The following is a 19,145-nucleotide window of genomic DNA, read 5'->3' as shown; positions in this document are numbered from 1 at the left end:
GCTCGCGCCCGGGAAGACCTAGCGCGTGCGCAGATCCCTGGTGATGAGGGTGCGCGCCCCCAGCTGATCGTCCGGCGGGTAGTCGACGCCGACCAGCGTCAGCCCACGGGCGGGCGCGGCGGTGAAGTCACTGGATCGGCGCTGCGCGTTCAGCAGATCGGCGCACCACGCGGCATCGCGCCGGTGCTCACCAACCGCCAGCACCGCCCCGACCAGCGAGCGCACCATCGACCAGCAGAACGCGTCGGCGCTGACGTGGGCGGTGACCAGATCACCGTCCCGGACCCAGTCCAGGCGCTGCAGGTCGCGAATGGTGGTGGCACCCTCGCGATGCCGGCAGAAAGCCGCGAAGTCATGCAGCCCCACCAGGTGTCGGGAGGCCTCGGCCATCGCGTCGACGTCCAGCGGGCGAGACCACGCGGTGATGTAGCGGGCCTCCTGGGGCACCACACCGTAGGGCGCGGTCGACAATCGGTAGGCGTAATGGCGCCGCAGCGCCGAGAACCGGGCGTCGAATTCGGCGACCGTGCGCTGCACCCGCAACACCCGCACGTCGATCGGCAGGAAACGCGCCAATCGCCGTGTCAGTGCTAAGAATTCCGGCTCACCGTCACGCCGAGTCCGCGAATAGGCATGTTGGAGCGCCGAATTCGGAACATCGATGTGGGCCACCTGTCCGGTGGCGTGCACGCCGGTGTCGGTGCGCCCCGCCGCGAACAACCGCACCGGAGTGCGGAACACGGTCGTCAGAGCCTCGTCGAGGACTCCGGCGACCGTGCGCTGGCCCGCCTGAACCGCCCAGCCGGCGAATTCCGTGCCGTCGTAGGCGATGTCGAGCCGAAGCCGGACGGCTTCGGCCACGCCGTCAGGACTCGTCGGTACCCTCAACGGCCTCGGTGGCTTCAGCGGCCTCGGTCTCCTCGGCGGCCGGCTCTTCGACCTTCTCCTCGGCCTCGACCTTGGCGGGCTTCTCGGCCTTAGCAGCCTTCTCTGCCTTGGCCGCGGCGCGACGAGCGCGGTCGGCCTCCGAGGTCACGGTCTTCTCCCGAACCAGCTCGATCACGGCCATCGGGGCGTTGTCACCCTGACGCGGCTCGACCTTGATGATGCGGGTGTAGCCACCGTTGCGGTCCGCGAAGTGCGGGGCGATCTCGGCGAACAGCGAGTGCACCACGTCCTTGTCACGGATCTTCTTGAGCACCTCACGCCGGTTGTGCAGCGTGCCCTTCTTGGCGTGCGTGATCAGCTTCTCGGCGTACGGCCGCAGTGCCCGCGCCTTCGGCTCGGTCGTCTTGATCCGGCCGTGAGTGAACAGCGACGTGGCCAGGTTGGCCAGCAGCGCCTTCTGGTGCGAGGACGATCCGCCGAGGCGGGGGCCCTTGGTGGGCTTGGGCATTGCGACTTCTCCTAAATGGGGCCGGCCCCCGTATCAGGTAGGGCCGGGACGGCTCTCTTTTCGAGAGGTTGGGCGTTACAGCTGTTCGGTTTCGGCGTAGTCCTGCTCGTCATATCCGGCGTCGGCCGACCAGGTGCCGGTGGCAACGTCGTAACCCGCCACCTGCGACGGGTCGAAGCTGGCCGGGCTGTCCTTGAGCGACAGGCCGAGCTGGTGCAGCTTGACCTTGACCTCGTCGATGGACTTCTGACCGAAGTTACGGATGTCGAGCAGGTCGGACTCCGTGCGAGCGACCAACTCCCCGACCGTGTGCACTCCCTCGCGCTTGAGGCAGTTGTAGGACCGCACGGTCAGGTCCAGGTCGTCGATCGGCAGGGCGAACGACGCGATGTGGTCCGCTTCGGCCGGCGACGGACCGATCTCGATGCCCTCGGCCTCCACGTTGAGCTCGCGTGCCAGACCGAACAGTTCAACCAGGGTCTTACCGGCCGAGGCCAGCGCGTCCCGGGGGCTGATGGAGTTCTTGGTCTCCACGTCCAGCACCAGCTTGTCGAAGTCGGTGCGCTGCTCGACACGGGTGGCCTCGACCTTGTAGGTCACCTTGAGCACCGGCGAGTAGATCGAGTCCACCGGGATGCGGCCGATCTCGGCGCCCGACACCTTGTTCTGCACGGCCGGAACGTAACCGCGGCCGCGCTCGACGATCAGCTCGACCTCGAGCTTGCCCTTGTCGTTCAGGGTGGCGATGTGCATGTCGGGGTTGTGCACCGTCACGCCCGCCGGCGGGACGATGTCACCGGCGGTGACCGCACCGGGTCCCTGCTTGCGCAGGTACATGGTGACCGGCTCGTCCTCCTCGGACGAGACCACCAGGCCCTTGAGGTTCAGGATGATGTCGGTGACATCCTCCTTGACGCCCGGGACCGTGGTGAACTCGTGCAGCACACCGTCGATGCGGATGCTGGTGACCGCCGCGCCGGGGATCGACGACAGCAGGGTGCGACGAAGCGAGTTGCCCAGGGTGTAGCCGAATCCCGGCTCCAGCGGTTCGATGACGAACTGCGACCGGTTGTCGGCCACGACCTCTTCGGACAGGGTCGGACGCTGTGAGATCAGCATGGTGTTCTTTTCTCCTTCTGGCACCCGCTATTTGATGCCGCTCGGTTGTCTCGCGGCGATCCGCTTCGCCCGGCTACGCCGCGCTCGCGATCCCCGCGGGGGACTCGGGGTCGGAACCCCGAGTTGTCTTACTTCGAGTAGAACTCGACGATCAGCTGCTCGGTGAGCGGAACGACGATCTGCGCGCGCTCGGGCAACTGGTGGACCAGGATGCGCTGACGCTCCCCGACCACCTGCAGCCAACCCGGGATCGGGCGGTCGCCCGCGACCTCACGCGAGATCTGGAACGGCACCGTGTTGATCGACTTGTCCTTGACGTCGATGATGTCGTACTGCGACACCTGGTAGCTGGGCACATCGACCTTCACACCGTTGACGGTGAAGTGGCCGTGGCTGACCAGCTGGCGGGCCATCCGACGAGTGCGGGCCAGGCCGGCGCGGTAAACCACGTTGTCCAGCCGGCTCTCCAGGATGCGCAGCAGTTCCTCGCCGGTCTTGCCGCCGCGACGGACGGCTTCCTCGTAGTAGCGACGGAACTGCTTCTCCATCACGCCGTAGGTGAAGCGAGCCTTCTGCTTCTCCTGCAGCTGCAGTCGGTATTCGCTTTCCTTGACCCGGGCGCGGCCGTGCTGGCCGGGCGGGTAGGGCCGCTTCTCGAATGCCTGGTCGCCGCCGATGAGGTCGACGCCCAGACGGCGGGACTTGCGGGTGGCGGGTCCGGTGTAACGAGCCATGTTGTTTCAGTCCTCCTAGACCCGACGCCGCTTGGGCGGACGGCAGCCGTTGTGCGGCTGCGGGGTGACATCGGAAATCGCGCCGACCTCGAGGCCGGCGGCCTGCAGCGAGCGGATCGCGGTCTCGCGGCCCGAACCCGGACCCTTCACGAACACGTCGACCTTCTTCACGCCGTGCTCCTGCGCCTTGCGGGCAGCGTTCTCGGCGGCCAGCTGCGCGGCGAACGGGGTGGACTTACGCGAGCCCTTGAAGCCCACGTGGCCCGACGACGCCCATGCGATCACGTTGCCCTGCGGGTCGGTGATCGTCACGATCGTGTTGTTGAAGGTGCTCTTGATGTGAGCGGCACCATGCGGGATGTTCTTCTTTTCCCGCCGGCGGGTCTTCTGACCCTTCTTCGGGCCGGTCGCTTTCTTCGGTGGCATGACGATTACCTGGCCTTCTTCTTACCGGCGATGGTGCGCTTCGGACCCTTACGGGTGCGCGCGTTGGTCTTGGTCCGCTGGCCGCGCACCGGCAGACCGCGACGGTGCCGCAGACCCTGGTAGCAGCCGATCTCAATCTTGCGACGGATGTCCGCCTGCACCTCGCGGCGCAGATCGCCCTCAACCTTCAGGTTGCGCTCGATGTAGTCACGCAACTGGGTGAGCTGGTCGTCGGTCAGGTCCTTGCTGCGCTGGTCCTTGTCGATACCGGTCGCAGCCAGGATTTCGTTGGAGCGAGTACGGCCGATGCCGTAAATGTAGGTCAGCGCGATCTCCATGCGCTTATCGCGCGGCAGGTCGACGCCCACAAGTCGAGCCATGTGTGGCATTCCTCTTTCGTAGCGGAGGTTATGGTCCCAGCCCGTTCCCGGCTAAAAGCTCCGGGGCCCGGCCTCCGATCCGGGCGTGTGTGAGCGGCCTATCCGCTCACTGGTACTGGGAGGTCTGCATTCAGTTGTGGCTGGTGCCCGGCTACGCCGGGCCGGCGACTGCTAGCCCTGGCGCTGCTTGTGGCGCGGGTCCGAGCAGATCACCATGACCCGGCCGTGCCGACGGATCACCCTGCACTTGTCGCAGATCGGCTTGACGCTGGGGTTCACCTTCACGGCTGCTGTGGTCCTGTTCTAATCGCTGGTTGACGTACTTCGGGCGGTCGGGAGCTACTTGTACCGGTAGACGATGCGTCCCCGGGACAGGTCATAGGGAGACAACTCCACGACCACCCGGTCTTCCGGCAGGATACGGATGTAGTGCTGCCGCATCTTGCCGCTGATGTGGGCGAGCACCTTGTGACCGTTCTCCAGCTCAATGCGAAACATCGCATTGGGCAGGGGCTCGACCACTCGACCCTCGACCTCGATTGCACCGTCTTTTTTGGCCATTACTCTCCGGCGATCCTCCGTGTCTGACTTACTTGTCGCGTATGCATGCGCCCGCCACGGCGCAGCATCGACTACGACTTCAAAACGTGGGCCGGTGACAGGAAATTCCAGGTAGAACCCCAAGAATCTCAGACTGGACACGCAAGAGTCGACGCGGACGCCGCACCGTCGACCTACGATACCCGCATCCGCCTCCCACGCCAAAAGCGCCGGGTTCATGCGGCGGCCCCAGCCTCACCTCTCCTGCGTCGAGCCTCGCTAAACCGCGGGGTTCATGCGGCGGCCCCAGCTTCACCTCTCCTGCGTCGAGCCTCGCTAAACCGCCGGGTTCACGCACGCCCGCGACATGCGAGGATGACCCTGACAAGCGGTGAAGTGGCGGCGCTCGATCTGCAGGAGGCGTGGTGACGGCTGTTTACCTGGCGGCATTCGCCGTCGGCGCGATCGCCCTGCTCACCGCCTTGCTACTGACCGATATCGGGCACGACGGGATGCCGTTCCTGAGCTTGACCGGAATGTCCGCCGCCCTGGTCGGAACGGGTGCCGGCGGACTGGTGGGGACGTGGGCCGGGTTCAGTGCCCTGCCCGCGGGTGCGTTGGGACTCGGCACGGGAGTCACGCTGGCGCTCATCCTGCACGGCGTGGTGCTGCCCTACCTGCGGCGACAGGAATCCAATTCCCAGCACGGACGGTCGGCCTACGTCGGCCTGTTGGGCACAGTGACGATCGACGTGCCGCCCGGCGGGTGGGGTGAGATCGCCTTCGTCGACCCCGACGGCAACCGGGTCCGGTCCCGGGCGATCAGCCCGGAGCCGCAGACTCTCGCCAAAGCCACCCGCGTCTACATCGCCGATGTCGACGCCGATTACCTGCACGTCGTCGCAGTACCCGCTCAGTAACCCAGCTGGAGAGGCAGTAATCGTGTCGCTTGTCTTGATCGTGGTCATCAGCACCGTCGCCGCACTGCTGTTGCTGGTCGTGTTGCCGATGATCTACGTCCAGAACTACATCAAGGTCCCGCCGAACGAGGTCGCGGTGTTCACCGGGCGCGGTCAGCCGAAGGTGGTGCGCGGCGGGGCCAGGTTCCGGATGCCGGGCATCGAGCGGGTCGACATCATGTCGTTGGAGCCGTTCAACGTCAGCATCAACCTGCAGAACGCGCTGTCCAACAACGGGGTGCCGGTCAACGTGGAAGCCGTCGGCCTGGTCCGGATCGGCTCGGCCGACGATGCCGTGCAGACCGCGGTACAGCGCTTCCTGACCTCGGACCTCGACGATCTGCAGCGCCAGATCAATGACATCCTCGCCGGGAGCCTGCGTGGCATCACCGCGACGATGACCGTCGAGGACCTCAACTCCAACCGCGACACGCTGGCCCGCAGCGTGGTCGAGGAAGCCGGCACCGACCTGTCCCGCATCGGCATGGAAGTCGACGTGCTCAAGATCGCCGGCATCTCCGACCGCAACGGCTATCTCGAATCGCTGGGTCAACGCCGCATCGCCGAGGTGAAACGGGACGCCACGGTCGGGACCGCCGAGGCCGAGCGGGACGCCCAGATCCAGTCCGCCAAGGCCCGTCAGGCGGGGGCGGTCGCCCAGGCCGAAGCCGACACGGCGATCGCCACCGCCAATCAGAAGCGCGACGTCGAGCTGGCCCGGCTGCGTGCCCAGACCGAGGCCGAGAACGCCCAAGCCGACCAAGCCGGTCCGCTGGCGCACGCCCGCGCCGAGAAGGACGTCGGAATCGCCGTCGAGCAGGCCGAGGCCGCCCGGGTGCAGGCCCGCATTGAGGTGGAGCAGCGTCGCGCCGAGCAGGCCCAGGCCGCGCTGCAGGCCGATGTGATCGCCCCCGCCGAGGCGCAGCGGCAGGCCGATGTGGCCCGTGCCGAGGGGCAGCGCCAGGCCGCGATCCTGGCCGCGCAGGCCCAGGCGGAGGCGGCCCGACAAGCCGGCGAGGCCCAAGCCGACGCTCGCAAGGCGGCCGCCGACGCGCTGCGGGTGGAACGCCAGGCCGAGGCCGACGGCGCCAAGGCGAGCCTGGTCGCCGAGGCCGAGGGCACCAAGGCCAAGCTGCTTGCCGAAGCCGAGGGCAAGAAGGAGATCGCCAACGCCCTCAACAGCTACAGCGCGGAGGCGGCCCGAATGCTGATGCTCCCCGACGTGTTGGCCTCGGTGGTGGCCGCCACCCAGGCTGCGGCCGCGCCGCTGTCGGACATCGAGCGACTGTCGATCGTCGGCGGCGCCGGCGATGCGCATGATGCGATCGGCGGTCTGCTGGGTATCAGTCCGTTGGGCATTGCCAAGGTGCTGGAGACGCTGAAGGCGTCCGGGGTGGACGTGGCGGCGATGCTGCGCCCAAAGGCCGCCGAACCCCCACCGGTCGACAACTCGTATCCGCTGCCCACCGAGTAACCGCGACGAGCGAGGAGTCACGATGTCGGACACGTTCGCACTCAAGCCCGACCTGGGCCGCTACGCGGTGTGGACCTTCGGATCCCCCACCCCTGAGCAGGCCGCCGAGATCGAACGCCTGGGCTACGGCGCGATCTGGGTGGGCGGCTCGCCGGCCGCCGACCTGGCGTTCGTCGAGCCGCTGCTGGCCGCGACATCGACCCTTCAGGTGGCCACCGGGATCGTCAACATCTGGTCGGCGCCGGCCGAGCAGGTCGCCGAGTCCTACCACCGCATCGAATCGGCCTACCCGGATCGGTTCCTGCTCGGCATCGGTGTCGGTCACTCCGAGGCCACCGCCGAGTACCGCAGCCCGTATGCCGCCCTGACCGACTATCTGGATGCCCTCGATGAGGCCGGGGTGCCCACCAGCCGCCGGGTGCTGGCAGCGCTGGGCCCCAAGGTGCTGCAGTTGGCGGCGCAGCGAAGCGCCGGGGCGCACCCCTACCTGACCACTCCCGAGCACACCGCCAGCGCACGCGAGCTGGTCGGCCCGTCGGTGTTTCTGGCCCCCGAGCACAAAGTCGTGCTGTCCACAGATGCCGCCGCCGCCCGCGAGGCCGGACGCGAGGCGGTCGGCTTCTACCTGCGGCTGTCCAACTACGTCAACAATTGGCGCCGGCTGGGCTTTTCCGACCGCGATGTGCGCGCGCCGGGCAGCGACCGGTTGATCGATGCGGTGGTGGCCCACGGCACCGCCGGCCAGATCGCCGCCCGGCTGGGCGAGCATTTGGAGGCCGGCGCGGATCAGGTGACCATCCAGGTGCTGGGCGGATGGCAGAACCTGCTGCCGACACTGACGGAGCTGGCCGGGCCGCTCGGGTTGACGCCGCGGGACTGAACGCGAGCGGGAACCTCACGACGCGACACGCAGACGCGGCGTCGTGGTTTTCCCGCTGGCAGCCACGACACCACTCGCCCCACCGTTAGGGTTGCCCCATGCATCTGCTGGTCACCGGTGGCGCCGGGTTCATCGGCGCCAACTTCGTGCACAGCACGCTCGCGCAGCGCCCCGGCACCACGATCACCGTGCTGGACGCGTTGACCTACGCCGGCAGCCGCGAGTCCCTCGACCACGTCGCTGATCGGATCCGGCTGGTGCAGGGCGACATCACCGATGCCGCGCTGGTCACCGAGCTGGTCGCCGAGCTGGATCCCGCAACCGACGCGGTGGTGCACTTCGCCGCCGAAACCCACGTGGACAACGCGCTGGCCGACCCCGAGCCGTTCCTGCGATCCAACGTGATCGGCACCTTCGCCGTGCTGGAAGCGGTGCGCGCCCAGGGGGTACGGCTGCACCACATCTCCACTGATGAGGTCTATGGGGACTTGGCCCTCGACGATCCGCGCCGGTTCACCGAGACGACGCCCTATCGCCCGTCCAGCCCGTATTCGTCGACCAAGGCCGCCGCCGATCTCCTGGTGCACTCCTGGGTGCGCTCCTATGGGGTGCGGGCGACCATCTCGAACTGCTCCAACAACTATGGGCCGTACCAGCACGTGGAGAAGTTCATCCCACGCCAGATCACCAACCTGCTCACCGGGCGCCGGGCCAAGCTCTACGGCAGCGGCGCCAACGTCCGCGACTGGATTCACGTCGACGACCACAACAGCGCCGTCTGGCAGATCATGACCGGCGGCCATATCGGCCGCACCTACCTGATCGGCGCCGATGGGGAGCGCGACAACCGCAGCGTGCTGCAGACCATCCTGCGGCTGATGGACCACGACCCCGACGACTTCGACCACGTCTCCGACCGGCCCGGTCACGACCTGCGCTACGCGATCGACCCGTCGGCGTTGCGTGACGAACTGGACTGGAAGCCCGAGCACACCGACTTCGATGCCGGCCTGCGCGAGACCATCGCCTGGTACCGCGCCAACGAATCCTGGTGGGCCCCGCTCAAAGAGTCCTCCGAGGCCCGCTACGCGGCGCTGGGACGCTGACGTGGACGCGCGCGAACTGACCATCCCGGGTGCGTGGGAGCTCACTCCGACCCAGCACACCGATACCCGCGGCACGTTCTTCGAATGGTTCACCGACCGCGAGTTCACCGCGTTCGCCGGGCACCGTTTCGACCTGCGCCAGGCCAACTGCTCGGTATCGAGCGCCGGGGTGCTGCGCGGCCTGCACTTCGCCCAGCTGCCGCCTGGGCAGGCCAAATACGTCACCTGCGTGTCGGGCTCGGTCTTCGACGTCGTCGTCGACATCCGGGTCGGCTCCCCCACCTACGGCCGCTGGGATGCGGTGCTGCTGGACGCCCGGGACCGCCGGTCGGTGTATCTCGCCGCCGGACTGGCGCATGGATTCGTTGCGCTACAAGATAATTCGACCGCGATGTATCTGTGCTCCGCTGAATACGATCCCCAGCGCGAGCACACCATCTGTGCCACCGACCCCGCGATCGGGATCGACTGGCCCGACGATCACCCGTTGGTGCTCTCGCACCGCGATGCGGATGCCCCGACGCTGGCGCAGGTCCGCGCCGCCGGGCTTCTCCCCGACTGGGAGCCGAGCTAGAACCCCTCCACCCCGCCGACTGTGCGGATTGGTGGGCCCAACGGCGACAAACCCCACAAATCCGCACACTCGAGGATCACACCCCCTCGCATTTACTAGGATGTCCTAGTAATCTGGCGATCATGACCCGCCAGATTCCGCACTTCATCGATGGCCGCCGCAACGCCGGCACCTCGCAGCGCAGCACGGACGTCTTCGACCCCAACACCGGCGAGGTGCAAGCCACCCTGCCGCTGGCCAACACCGCCGACGTCGACGCCGCGGTCACCTCCGCGGCAGCGGCCCAGCGCGGTTGGGCCGCCTACAACCCGCAGCGCCGGGCCCGAGTGATGATGCGCTTCATCGACCTGGTCAACACCCATGTCGACGAGCTGGCCGAACTGCTCTCCCGCGAGCACGGCAAGACCCTCGAAGACGCCCGCGGCGACATCCAGCGCGGCATCGAGGTGATCGAGTTCTGCGTCGGCATTCCGCACCTGCTCAAGGGCGAGCACACCGAGGGTGCCGGCCCCGGCATCGACGTGTTCTCGCTGCGCCAGCCGCTGGGCGTGGTCGCCGGGATCACCCCATTCAACTTCCCGGCGATGATCCCGCTGTGGCAGGCCGGACCGGCCCTGGCATGCGGAAACGCGTTCATCCTCAAGCCGTCCGAACGTGACCCGTCGGTGCCGGTGCGGCTCGCCGAGCTGTTCCTCGAGGCCGGGCTGCCGCCGGGCGTACTGCAGGTGGTGCACGGCGACAAGGAGGCCGTCGACGCGCTGCTGCACCACCCGGGAGTCGCCGCCATCGGCTTCGTCGGCAGCTCCGACATCGCGCAGTACATCTACTCGACGGCCACGGCCAACGGCAAACGCGCTCAGTGCTTCGGCGGGGCCAAGAACCACATGATCGTGATGCCTGACGCCGACCTGGACCAGGCCGTCGACGCGCTGATCGGCGCCGGCTACGGCAGTGCCGGCGAGCGCTGCATGGCGATCTCGGTGGCGGTGCCGGTCGGCGAGCAGACCGCCGAGCGGCTGCGGTCGCGACTCGTGGAGCGGATCAACAACCTGCGGGTCGGCCACAGCCTGGACCCCAAGGCCGACTACGGCCCGCTGGTCACCCGGGCCGCTCTGGACCGGGTCAACGACTACATCGGCCAAGGCGTCGCCGCCGGCGCCGAGCTGGTGATCGACGGTCGCGAACGGGCCAGCGACGACACCGTGTTCGGGGACGCCGACTTGACCGGCGGCTTCTTCGCCGGCCCCACGTTGTTCGACCGCGTCGGCACCGGCATGTCGATCTACACCGAGGAGATCTTCGGCCCGGTGCTGTGCATCGTCCGGGCCCACGACTACGAAGAGGCCCTGCGGCTGCCGAGCGAGCACGAGTATGGCAACGGGGTGGCGATCTTCACCCGCGACGGCGACACCGCCCGCGACTTCACCTCCCGGGTGCAGGTCGGCATGGTCGGGGTGAACGTGCCGATCCCGGTGCCGGTGGCCTATCACACCTTCGGCGGCTGGAAGCGGTCCGGCTTCGGCGACCTCAACCAGCACGGGACGGCGTCGATCACCTTCTACACGAAGGTCAAGACCGTCACCCAGCGCTGGCCCTCGGGCATCAAGGACGGCGCTGAATTCCACATCCCCACAATGCAATAGGGCCGCTTTATGAACACGATCTTGGATGACGAAGAACGGGTGATCGTCGACACCGCGGCAGCGTTCGCCGACAAGCGACTGGCCCCCTTTGCCCTGGAATGGGATGCCACCCACCACTTTCCGGTCGACGTGATGCAGGAGGCGGCCCAGCTGGGGATGGCGGCGATCTACTGCCGCGACGACGTCGGCGGCTCCGGGCTGCGCCGCCTGGACGGGGTGCGGATCTTCGAGCAGCTCTCGATCGCCGACCCGGTGATCGCCGCCTATCTGTCGATCCACAACATGTGTGCCTGGATGATCGACAGCTATGGCACCGAAGACCAGCGCAAGAGCTGGGTGCCACGACTGGCGTCGATGGAGGTTGTGGCCAGCTACTGCCTCACCGAGCCCGGGGCGGGCTCGGATGCCAGTGCATTGAGCACGCGTGCGGTGCGCTCGGGGGACGACTACGTGCTCGACGGCGTCAAGCAGTTCATCTCCGGCGCCGGCGTCTCGGACGTCTACGTGGTGATGGCCCGAACCGGCAGTGACGGCCCCCGGGGAATCTCCACGTTCATCGTCGAAAAGGACACGCCGGGGCTGAGTTTCGGTGCCGCCGAGCAGAAGATGGGCTGGAACTCCCAGCCGACCGCGCAGGTGATCTTCGATGGCGTGCGGGTGCCGGCCGAGGCGATGCTCGGCGGTCCCGACGGGGAGGGCAACGGTTTCGCCATCGCGATGAACGGCCTCAACGGCGGCCGGATCAATATCGCCGCCTGCTCGATGGGCGGCGGCCAGGCAGCGTTCGACAAGACCGGCAGCTACCTGGCTGACCGGACGGCATTCGGCAAGTCGCTGCTGGACGAGCCGACGATCCGGTTCACCCTCGCCGACATGGCCACCGCGCTTCAGACCTCACGGCTGCTGTTGTGGCGCGCGGCGACCGCGCTCGACAACAACTCCCCCGACAAGGTGGAGCTGTGCGCGATGGCCAAGCGCTACGTCACCGACGCATGCTTCGACGTCGCCGACAAGGCGCTGCAGCTGCACGGCGGGTATGGATATCTGCGCGAATACGGTCTGGAGAAAATCGTCCGCGATCTTCGGGTGCACCGCATTCTGGAGGGCACCAACGAGATCATGCGGCTGGTGATCGGCCGGGCCGAGGCGGCCCGCGTCCGCTCCGGCCAGTAACCCCGCCACCCGGGCCCCCGGGCCACTTAGGAGCACATATGGCAATCGTCGCGTTTCTCGGTCTGGGCCACATGGGTGGGCCGATGTCGGCGAACCTGGTCGCCGCCGGGCACACCGTGCGCGGCTTCGACCCGGCGCCGGCCGCCACCGCGGCCGCCGAGCAACACGGCGTGAGCATCCATGCCAGCGCCGCGGAGACGGTGGCCGGCGCCGACACGGTGGTGACCATGCTTCCGCACGGGGACGCGGTGAAGGGCTGCTACGCCGAGATCCTGCCCGCGGCCTCTCCCGACACCCTGTTCATCGACAGCTCGACCATCTCGGTGGCCGACGCCCGCGAGGTGCACGCCCTGGCCGGCTCGCACGGGTTCGCCCAGCTCGATGCGCCGGTCTCCGGTGGCGTGACCGGTGCGGTTGCCGGGCGACTGGCGTTCATGGTCGGCGGCGAGGACGCCGCAGTGGCGCGAGCCACCCCGGTGCTGGAACCGATGGCCGCCAAGATCATCCACTGCGGTGCGGCGGGCGCCGGCCAGGCCGCCAAGGTCTGCAACAACATGGTGCTGGCCGTGCAGCAGGTGGCGGTCGCCGAGGCGTTCGTGCTGGCCGAAAAGCTGGGCCTGGCCGACCAGGCGCTGTTCGACGTGATGACCGGCGCCACCGGGAACTGCTGGGCGCTGCACACCAACTGCCCGGTCCCGGGGCCGGTGCCCACGTCGCCGGCGAACCGCAATTTCGAGCCGGGTTTCGCCACTGCGCTGATGAACAAGGACCTGGGCCTGGCGATGGACGCGGTCGCCTCCACCGGGTCGGCCGCCCCGCTCGGCAGCCACGCCGCGGCGATCTACCGCGACTTCGCCGCCGAACACGGCGCGCAGGATTTCAGCGCGGTGATCAACCTGCTGCGCGAGAGCTGAGTGCCCCGCCGGCCTGATCGTTCACGATCGGGCCGCTCAAACTTGTCAGACCCTGCTGCCATGCTGATGCCATGTCCGCGACCGCGACCTCAGCCGGGGCCGAAGCGCGTCCCGGCGAACGTCTTGAGGTGCTCTTCGAGGAGCTGTCGGAGTTGACCGGCCAGCGCAACGCGATCGACGGCCGCATCGTGGACATCATCGCCGAAATCGACCACGACGAACTGTGGGGCGCTACCGGGGCACGCTCGGTCGCCGCGCTGGTGGCCTGGAAGACCGGGACGTCGCCGGGCAACGCGCACACCATCGCGACCGTGGCACACCGACTCGAAGCGTTTCCCCGCTGCACCCAGGGGATGCGGGAGGGCCGCTTCTCGCTAGACCAGGTCGGCGTCATCGCCCAACGAGCCGCCGACGGATCCGATGAGCACTACGCCCAGCTCGCCGGTGTAGCCACCGTCAGCCAGCTACGCACCGCCGTCAAACTGGAGCCACGCCCCGACCCCGCTCCACGGTCCGACCTGCAACCGGCAATCACCAAGACTTCCAACGCCGAGCTCGACATCTGGCGCATCGCCTTGCCGCACACCGAATCAGCGATGCTCGACGCTGCACTGCAGTCACATCTTGATGCCCTGGTCGCCGAGTGGAGCCGCGACCGCGACAGCAGCAGCGCAAAGCCCGACAACGATCCCCCGATGCCGACCCAGATCGATGCGTTCCTAGCGCTGGTCGAGACCGGCTGGGACACCGAAGTACAACGACGACCGCACGGTCAACGCACCACCGTGGTGGTGCATCTCGATGTCGAACAGCACATCGGCAACCTGCACCTGGGCCCGCTACTGCCCGATTCCGAGCGGCAATACCTGACCTGTGACGCCACCTGCGAAGTGTGGTTCCAGCGCGCCGGCGAAGTGATCGGGTGCGGTCGATCGACCCGCACAATCAGCCGTCGACTGCGCCGCGCCCTCGAACACCGCCACGCCACCTGCGCCGTGCCCGGGTGTAGCGCCACCCGCGGCCTGCACGCCCACCACATCCGACATTGGGAAGACGGCGGCCCCACCGAACTGAACAACCTGGTCCTGGTCTGCCCCTACCACCACCGGCTGCATCACCGAGGCATCATCACCATCGCCGGGCCGGCCGGTCATCTCCTCGTCGCCGACACAGACGGCCGACAACTGCACCCCGGATCCCTGGCCCGCCCACCGCGCAACCCGCCACCGGTAGTCGCACCCTGCCCCGGGCCGACCGGCGAACGAGCCGACTGGTGGTGGTACCAACCCTTCCAACCCCAAGCACCGCCGAGCACCAACTGATTGGCCGTATCAATCTGCAGCCCAGGCCCGATTGCAGGGCATGTGCGGGGGAGCTGCTGTCGCGGTCGGTGTCACCGCAAGCCCGCTGAGCGGAATCAGTCGCCCCACGACTGACGCGGCGGATCATAGTCAAGTTCCCACGATCGCCAAGTGGGCCGCCAGTACAGGTCGGCCTCGGCTTCTCGTTGTCGGCGCTGCGCGAGCTGTTCGTCGATCTGGCGTTGTCGTTCAAACGCTTTCAGTTCGGCCTCCCGAACGGCTTCCAAAAGCCGCGCGCGGGCCTCGGCTGGGCTAATGATCGGGATGCCGAGTGCGCGGGCGGTGATATGCCGCGAGTCTGTGGCCTCCGGGGTTGAGGTGGCCAGCCACCGGACGGTCTTGGTGATGTTGACAGCGAGTTTGGCGCCGTACGATTCGGCCTCTTTACGCAGCTCGATGATTTCGCTGTGATCACCGAGGATCGCGATGCGCAGACCCCGAAGGTAACGGGCCTCGGCAGACGGTGGGGGCTCGGCGCTGGCTTCGATGACGTGACGAAGTTCCTCGGCCAGGACGGTCAAACCGAGGGCGTCGGCGAGCAGATACATCTCCTTGCGGTGGGTGGCGGACAAAGTGGCCCAGTCGGAGCGATGCTCGGGAAACGCTGCTTCCCAGGCCTTCTGGTGAAGCTGTCGAAGCTGGGTACCGGTTAGTCGGGTCAGGCGGGCCTGGTCGATGAGCGCAGCTGCTTCCTCGTAAGTCAACCGGCCGTCTTCCACGGCATCGGCGAGAACAGCCTGATACTGCGAGATCGCCAGTGGGTCACCGACTCGTATCACCGGTGACTGCGGGAATGCATCCAGAAGCTCCGCCACCGAGGCGCGGGAAAGCCCGACGGGTCGACAGCTGATGGCGCACTGCCGCATGGGCACCGGTATTGCGGCGGGCGGCGCCTGCGTCAAGTAGAGCCGGTGAGGTGACGTACGCAGCAACCAGAGCAGCACCTCACGGACGGCGCGCGCATCGCCGAGCGCTGTATGCCGCTGATCGTTCCAGCCTCCGGTGGCTGTTTTGTACATCGACGTCAGGCTGAATGCCCGCCCTTCGAGTTGTCGCCGGGAGGTCTGCAACGTGCACAGGCCGAGCACCGGCGGCAGAGTCAGCCGGGTGTGAGCCGCGGCGGCAGCAAGGAATCCACCCTCGAAGTCCAAATTGTGGGCGACGAGGGCAGTTCCCGCCATGAACGCGAACGCCTCCGGCAGCACTTGGTCCAGGCGCGGCGCCCCGGTGAGATCGTCGTCGAGAATGCCGTGGACCTCCCGGGCGCCAAGACTTGAACCAGGGCTGTCGACTAACGTGGCGAACTCGTCGAGGACCGTGCCGTCCGCGGTGAACTTGACCAAGCCGATCTCCACGATCTGATCGGCGCTGGGGTCCAAGCCGGTGGTCTCGATGTCGATCGCCGTGAATGTAACGCCGTCGACGGTGTGCTTTGTAGGCGTGCGGGTGAGCAGAGCGCAGGGAATATCCGATGCCGTTGCGGTGGGTGCGGGGTTTGGACCGCCGGTGCCGACGGAGTCGGATCGTGACGCAGGTGGCGCCGGGTCGGGGGCGGAAGCAGGATTGCGCGGTTTGGTCACGGTATTGAGCTGCGGAATTTGCTGGGCTATCGGCTCGATGGCGGTACGGATTTGCGGGCCGCGACTCGCCGACAGTGCCTTCGCCACCGCGTCGGTAGAACCATCGCGGGACACTTGAAGTTGCCATTGCAGCCCTTGCGGGGAGGTGATGTCGAGGGTGCTGTAGCGCATCACCGGTAGCTGGCGGTTGTCCTTGTAGCGCCGGTCAGGTCCGCCCTTGACGTTCACGTACTGCCACGTGTAATCCACCTGGACGGCGTCGCCGGGCGGAGCAGCGTCCTCAATGAATCGGGTGCGGCCAGCAGACGCGTGCAGATGCGCGTAGCCGACGTCGCTGAAGTGCTTGCCCTCCTGTATCAGGGCGCGGTCGGGCAGGAAGTACAGGGCAGCTTTGCCTGCCCGGATTGACGGGACGGCGATGTTGGTGGCCAATTCCTTGGGGCCCGCCGTCGTCGCCGAGCCCGTCACCCGCGACAGCAGCCTTCCGGCACCGGAGTTCGTCTTGAACTGATAGGTGGTAGTCACCGCACCCGATTGCAGCACCCGCCAGACCCGCTGCGAGTCTGTCAGCCAATCCCATTGCGTCACCAGGGAGTCGAACCAGGACGCTTGCTCGTCGTGGACGTCGTAGAACAGCACCACCGTCTTGTGCGCGCGGTCGTTGAGCACCAGCCATGCGCACCCGGGAGCCGCCAATACCCAGACGATCAGTCCGAACGGCAGCGTCGACAAGCCGAGCAAAAACACCGCGCCGATCGCCCACCAGCCCCATGCCACCCGGCTCGACGCGCCGTTGAGTTGCTCAACCACGTCGTCACTACTGGTCGGCTCCAACTCGAAGGCCGTGCTGCCGGTGACGTCCTCCATGACCACGCCGCTGGGCCGAAAAGGCTGACCAGAAACGCCCTGCGTCGGTTTGGTGGGTGGCGGGGCATGTAGCTGCGACCTAGGGCCGAGCGTTGCCCGGTAGTACACGCCGCCACGGCCCATGTGCACGTAATGTCCGCGCGGGCCGGTGCCGACACGGAACCCCGGAATACCGGCACTGACACCGATGCCGGATTTGCTCAGATTGAACCGAAACGGGCCCGCCTTGATGCTTTTGCGCAGATAGAAGCTCACTTCGATGCCTCGTCTTTCGTCCCTGTCGACGGCATCGTGCCACACATCATGTTTGCGGGGGCCAGAACAGCCGGCCATCATTGGGTAGCTCTGGCGGCAGGAACAGGCGGGCGCCATCGGTGGCGAGCGACGACAGAATCGGCGGCCTCAGTTCTACATCTTGACCGCTCCTCATTTTGCTACGGCGCGGTGGGCGCACGGGTACCGTCACGCCACGCGACTCGGTATTGGCGGCGGCGCCTTCGGTATGAGGGGCGGCATCTCGACGCGAGGGGTCGGGGCCGGCCCCTTCATAGCAACATTGAAACGCTTGCGACTTCTCCGGTTTTTGGCGGCCAGGAACTCCAGATTCGCATTCTGCCCATTGCCGTCCGGGTTCTGGCGCTGATCTGCGGCCTGCCGGCTACTTCGCGATTGCCATCACCGCGCCGGGCCGTAGCCAGCCGATGATCTTCACCAGTGTGGCGTCATCGATCGCCACGCAGCCCGCCGTCGGCCCGCCGTCGGTGGTGTGAAAGAAGTAGGCAGAGCTGGCACCGGGTATGCGGGCTTTGTTGACGCCGATGACCACCGCGTGCCGGTACTGCGGGATGTTGAGGTTCTCGCTGACCGCCGTGTCGAACGGGCACTGAGCCTTTTTGCAGACCTGCATGGTGTTGTAGGTCGGGCTGCCCGAGTCGCTGTCCCACCAGTGGTCGGACCCGACTTGCACGTACGGCAGGCCACCGCCGGGATTTCCCGCGGTGCCGAACGCCGAATCCAGGGTGTAAATGCCCATCGGGGTCGACGGCTCGCCTTCCTTGGTCTCTCGCGTGATGCCCGCCGAGCCGACATGCGCCGGGATCCCGGCCGCGACCGGTTCCCAGCCTGCGGGCGTCCGTTGGTAGACGTCGATCTTTGCGGTCGAATGACCCACTCCGACAACCGAAACGACTTGGGTGGCGTTGCCGACCGCATTTCCGAACCACGGTTCGACGACCGCCGCGGCCAGCGGCGCGGTCACCGATGTCACTCCCATCGCACACAGCGCTACGCACCAAAGAACCACCAGTCGACGCACCACATCATGGTCAGCGACCGGAGGCGTCAGCGTCAAACAATGACTGCGGCGCGGCGGCAACCGGCGCCGAGATCAACCCGCTTCGCGGGAGCTGAATCGGGCGACCACCCGCTGCGACTGCAACTCCCGGCATCCGTTGGCCAGCAACCCGTCATAACGACTGGAACCCGCGTAGATCGCCGGAAGGCCGATCGCGGCTGCGGTACGGGCCCCGGACTCGTATCCGGCGATCACCAGCGCCTCTCCGGCCACAATGCCCAGCTCCCACAGCGCCAGCCGGTAGAGCTCGGCATCACCGGCCGGACCGGTCAGGTCGTCCGCGCTGACCACGGTCTCGGCCATGCCGTCGCCGATCAGTTCGCGCACCCGCTCCTGCACCCAGGCACGCGGGCCGGCGCCGACCACTGCGATCCACAGACCGGTGGCGAACAGGCTCAACACCAGGTCCACCAGGCCCGACCGGGGTTCACCGTCAGCGTCGGCGAGCGCGTCGAGATCAAAGATCACCGCTTGTAGGGGGTAAACCTCGGCATCCGGGTGCATCTGGTCCCACCAGAACGGGCGGCCCGGACCGGTCCATGTCGCGAGTTCAGTTGTGATCTGCATAACAGACACCGTGCCGGAAACGAGCGCGGGTGTCCTCCCCCATTGGGGGGATCTGGGCGGGGAAATCGCCCGATGGAACCGTTCCGGGGGCCGCCGCG

20 protein-coding genes are annotated in these 19,145 nt (G+C 67.3%); 9 read left to right on the top strand and 11 right to left on the bottom strand.

Annotation, left to right across the window (positions count from 1 at the left end; genetic code table 11):
* Positions 1-18: 18 nt before the first annotated feature.
* The 8 genes from truA to infA form a co-directional block, all read right to left on the bottom strand.
* Positions 19-906 carry a tRNA pseudouridine(38-40) synthase TruA gene (gene truA / locus ACJH5R_RS09660; RefSeq protein WP_406757923.1) on the bottom strand — a complete coding sequence of 296 codons (888 nt, stop codon included), beginning with the start codon at positions 904-906 and terminating at the stop codon, positions 19-21.
* Positions 866-1,396 (bottom strand): 50S ribosomal protein L17, encoded by a 531-nt coding sequence (gene rplQ / locus ACJH5R_RS09655; protein ID WP_406757717.1) that lies wholly within the window; start codon positions 1,394-1,396, stop codon positions 866-868. The genes truA and rplQ overlap by 41 nt, the downstream gene beginning before the upstream one ends.
* A gap of 75 nt (positions 1,397-1,471) precedes the next feature.
* Positions 1,472-2,515, bottom strand: coding sequence for a DNA-directed RNA polymerase subunit alpha (locus tag ACJH5R_RS09650; protein WP_019738182.1), 1,044 nt, complete (start codon positions 2,513-2,515; stop codon positions 1,472-1,474).
* A 128-nt stretch (positions 2,516-2,643) separates the two neighbouring features.
* Positions 2,644-3,249, bottom strand: coding sequence for a 30S ribosomal protein S4 (gene rpsD, locus ACJH5R_RS09645; protein ID WP_406757718.1), 606 nt, complete (start codon positions 3,247-3,249; stop codon positions 2,644-2,646).
* A gap of 15 nt (positions 3,250-3,264) precedes the next feature.
* Positions 3,265-3,675 (bottom strand): 30S ribosomal protein S11, encoded by a 411-nt coding sequence (rpsK, locus tag ACJH5R_RS09640; protein ID WP_046189661.1) that lies wholly within the window; start codon positions 3,673-3,675, stop codon positions 3,265-3,267.
* Between the two features lie 5 nt (positions 3,676-3,680).
* Entirely contained in the window at positions 3,681-4,055 is a 375-nt protein-coding gene (gene rpsM, locus ACJH5R_RS09635) for a 30S ribosomal protein S13 (RefSeq protein WP_024443769.1), read from the bottom strand.
* 171 nt (positions 4,056-4,226) lie between these two features.
* Positions 4,227-4,340 (bottom strand): 50S ribosomal protein L36, encoded by a 114-nt coding sequence (gene rpmJ / locus ACJH5R_RS09630; RefSeq protein ID WP_003879483.1) that lies wholly within the window; start codon positions 4,338-4,340, stop codon positions 4,227-4,229.
* A 54-nt stretch (positions 4,341-4,394) separates the two neighbouring features.
* Entirely contained in the window at positions 4,395-4,616 is a 222-nt protein-coding gene (infA, locus tag ACJH5R_RS09625) for a translation initiation factor IF-1 (RefSeq protein WP_003418601.1), read from the bottom strand.
* Positions 4,617-5,020: 404 nt separating this feature from the next.
* On the opposite strand from infA, the gene ACJH5R_RS09620 reads away from it, so the two are divergent.
* The 9 genes from ACJH5R_RS09620 to ACJH5R_RS09580 all read left to right on the top strand — a co-directional run bounded on the left by ACJH5R_RS09620 (position 5,021) and on the right by ACJH5R_RS09580 (position 14,640).
* Positions 5,021-5,515 (top strand): hypothetical protein, encoded by a 495-nt coding sequence (locus ACJH5R_RS09620; RefSeq protein WP_406757719.1) that lies wholly within the window; start codon positions 5,021-5,023, stop codon positions 5,513-5,515.
* A gap of 22 nt (positions 5,516-5,537) precedes the next feature.
* Complete coding sequence (locus ACJH5R_RS09615; RefSeq protein ID WP_406757720.1) at positions 5,538-7,028, top strand: flotillin family protein; 1,491 nt, start codon at positions 5,538-5,540, stop codon at positions 7,026-7,028.
* Between the two features lie 22 nt (positions 7,029-7,050).
* Entirely contained in the window at positions 7,051-7,908 is an 858-nt protein-coding gene (locus tag ACJH5R_RS09610) for an LLM class F420-dependent oxidoreductase (RefSeq protein ID WP_406757721.1), read from the top strand.
* A 98-nt stretch (positions 7,909-8,006) separates the two neighbouring features.
* A complete protein-coding gene (gene rfbB / locus ACJH5R_RS09605; protein ID WP_406757722.1) occupies positions 8,007-9,014 on the top strand; it encodes a dTDP-glucose 4,6-dehydratase in 1,008 nt (335 codons plus the stop codon).
* Position 9,015: 1 nt separating this feature from the next.
* Positions 9,016-9,588 (top strand): dTDP-4-dehydrorhamnose 3,5-epimerase, encoded by a 573-nt coding sequence (gene rfbC / locus ACJH5R_RS09600; protein WP_406781810.1) that lies wholly within the window; start codon positions 9,016-9,018, stop codon positions 9,586-9,588.
* Between the two features lie 122 nt (positions 9,589-9,710).
* Positions 9,711-11,231, top strand: coding sequence for a CoA-acylating methylmalonate-semialdehyde dehydrogenase (locus tag ACJH5R_RS09595; RefSeq protein WP_406781809.1), 1,521 nt, complete (start codon positions 9,711-9,713; stop codon positions 11,229-11,231).
* Positions 11,232-11,240: 9 nt separating this feature from the next.
* On the top strand, positions 11,241-12,404 hold the full coding sequence (locus tag ACJH5R_RS09590) for an isobutyryl-CoA dehydrogenase (protein WP_406781808.1): 1,164 nt from the start codon (positions 11,241-11,243) through the stop codon (positions 12,402-12,404).
* 38 nt (positions 12,405-12,442) lie between these two features.
* Positions 12,443-13,318 carry a 3-hydroxyisobutyrate dehydrogenase gene (gene mmsB, locus ACJH5R_RS09585; RefSeq protein ID WP_406781807.1) on the top strand — a complete coding sequence of 292 codons (876 nt, stop codon included), beginning with the start codon at positions 12,443-12,445 and terminating at the stop codon, positions 13,316-13,318.
* Positions 13,319-13,389: 71 nt separating this feature from the next.
* Positions 13,390-14,640 carry an HNH endonuclease signature motif containing protein gene (locus tag ACJH5R_RS09580; RefSeq protein WP_406757727.1) on the top strand — a complete coding sequence of 417 codons (1,251 nt, stop codon included), beginning with the start codon at positions 13,390-13,392 and terminating at the stop codon, positions 14,638-14,640.
* Between the two features lie 95 nt (positions 14,641-14,735).
* Here ACJH5R_RS09580 and ACJH5R_RS09575 read toward each other — a convergent pair whose 3' ends face one another.
* From ACJH5R_RS09575 to ACJH5R_RS09565, 3 genes are all read right to left on the bottom strand, one after another.
* Entirely contained in the window at positions 14,736-17,462 is a 2,727-nt protein-coding gene (locus tag ACJH5R_RS09575; RefSeq protein WP_406757728.1) for a DUF4236 domain-containing protein, read from the bottom strand.
* 322 nt (positions 17,463-17,784) lie between these two features.
* Complete coding sequence (locus tag ACJH5R_RS09570; protein ID WP_406757729.1) at positions 17,785-18,441, bottom strand: L,D-transpeptidase; 657 nt, start codon at positions 18,439-18,441, stop codon at positions 17,785-17,787.
* Positions 18,442-18,513: 72 nt separating this feature from the next.
* Complete coding sequence (locus tag ACJH5R_RS09565) at positions 18,514-19,047, bottom strand: HAD family hydrolase (protein ID WP_406757730.1); 534 nt, start codon at positions 19,045-19,047, stop codon at positions 18,514-18,516.
* Positions 19,048-19,145: the final 98 nt, after the last annotated feature.

The organism is Mycobacterium sp. SMC-19 (assembly GCF_045310815.1).
GTDB lineage: Bacteria > Actinomycetota > Actinomycetes > Mycobacteriales > Mycobacteriaceae > Mycobacterium.
Note: the sequence above shows the minus strand (reverse complement) of the source record. Positions and strands in the feature narration are given on the sequence as shown.

Coding starts and splice junctions, on each gene's coding strand:
- rplQ (WP_406757717.1), bottom strand. CDS start 1,396: ATGCCCAAGCCCACCAAGGGCCCCCGCCTCGGCGGATCGTCCTCGCAC.
- ACJH5R_RS09650 (WP_019738182.1), bottom strand. CDS start 2,515: ATGCTGATCTCACAGCGTCCGACCCTGTCCGAAGAGGTCGTGGCCGAC.
- rpsD (WP_406757718.1), bottom strand. CDS start 3,249: ATGGCTCGTTACACCGGACCCGCCACCCGCAAGTCCCGCCGTCTGGGC.
- rpsK (WP_046189661.1), bottom strand. CDS start 3,675: ATGCCACCGAAGAAAGCGACCGGCCCGAAGAAGGGTCAGAAGACCCGC.
- rpsM (WP_024443769.1), bottom strand. CDS start 4,055: ATGGCTCGACTTGTGGGCGTCGACCTGCCGCGCGATAAGCGCATGGAG.
- infA (WP_003418601.1), bottom strand. CDS start 4,616: ATGGCCAAAAAAGACGGTGCAATCGAGGTCGAGGGTCGAGTGGTCGAG.
- ACJH5R_RS09610 (WP_406757721.1), top strand. CDS start 7,051: ATGTCGGACACGTTCGCACTCAAGCCCGACCTGGGCCGCTACGCGGTG.
- rfbB (WP_406757722.1), top strand. CDS start 8,007: ATGCATCTGCTGGTCACCGGTGGCGCCGGGTTCATCGGCGCCAACTTC.
- ACJH5R_RS09595 (WP_406781809.1), top strand. CDS start 9,711: ATGACCCGCCAGATTCCGCACTTCATCGATGGCCGCCGCAACGCCGGC.
- ACJH5R_RS09590 (WP_406781808.1), top strand. CDS start 11,241: ATGAACACGATCTTGGATGACGAAGAACGGGTGATCGTCGACACCGCG.
- mmsB (WP_406781807.1), top strand. CDS start 12,443: ATGGCAATCGTCGCGTTTCTCGGTCTGGGCCACATGGGTGGGCCGATG.
- ACJH5R_RS09580 (WP_406757727.1), top strand. CDS start 13,390: ATGTCCGCGACCGCGACCTCAGCCGGGGCCGAAGCGCGTCCCGGCGAA.
- ACJH5R_RS09575 (WP_406757728.1), bottom strand. CDS start 17,462: ATGATGGCCGGCTGTTCTGGCCCCCGCAAACATGATGTGTGGCACGAT.
- ACJH5R_RS09565 (WP_406757730.1), bottom strand. CDS start 19,047: ATGCAGATCACAACTGAACTCGCGACATGGACCGGTCCGGGCCGCCCG.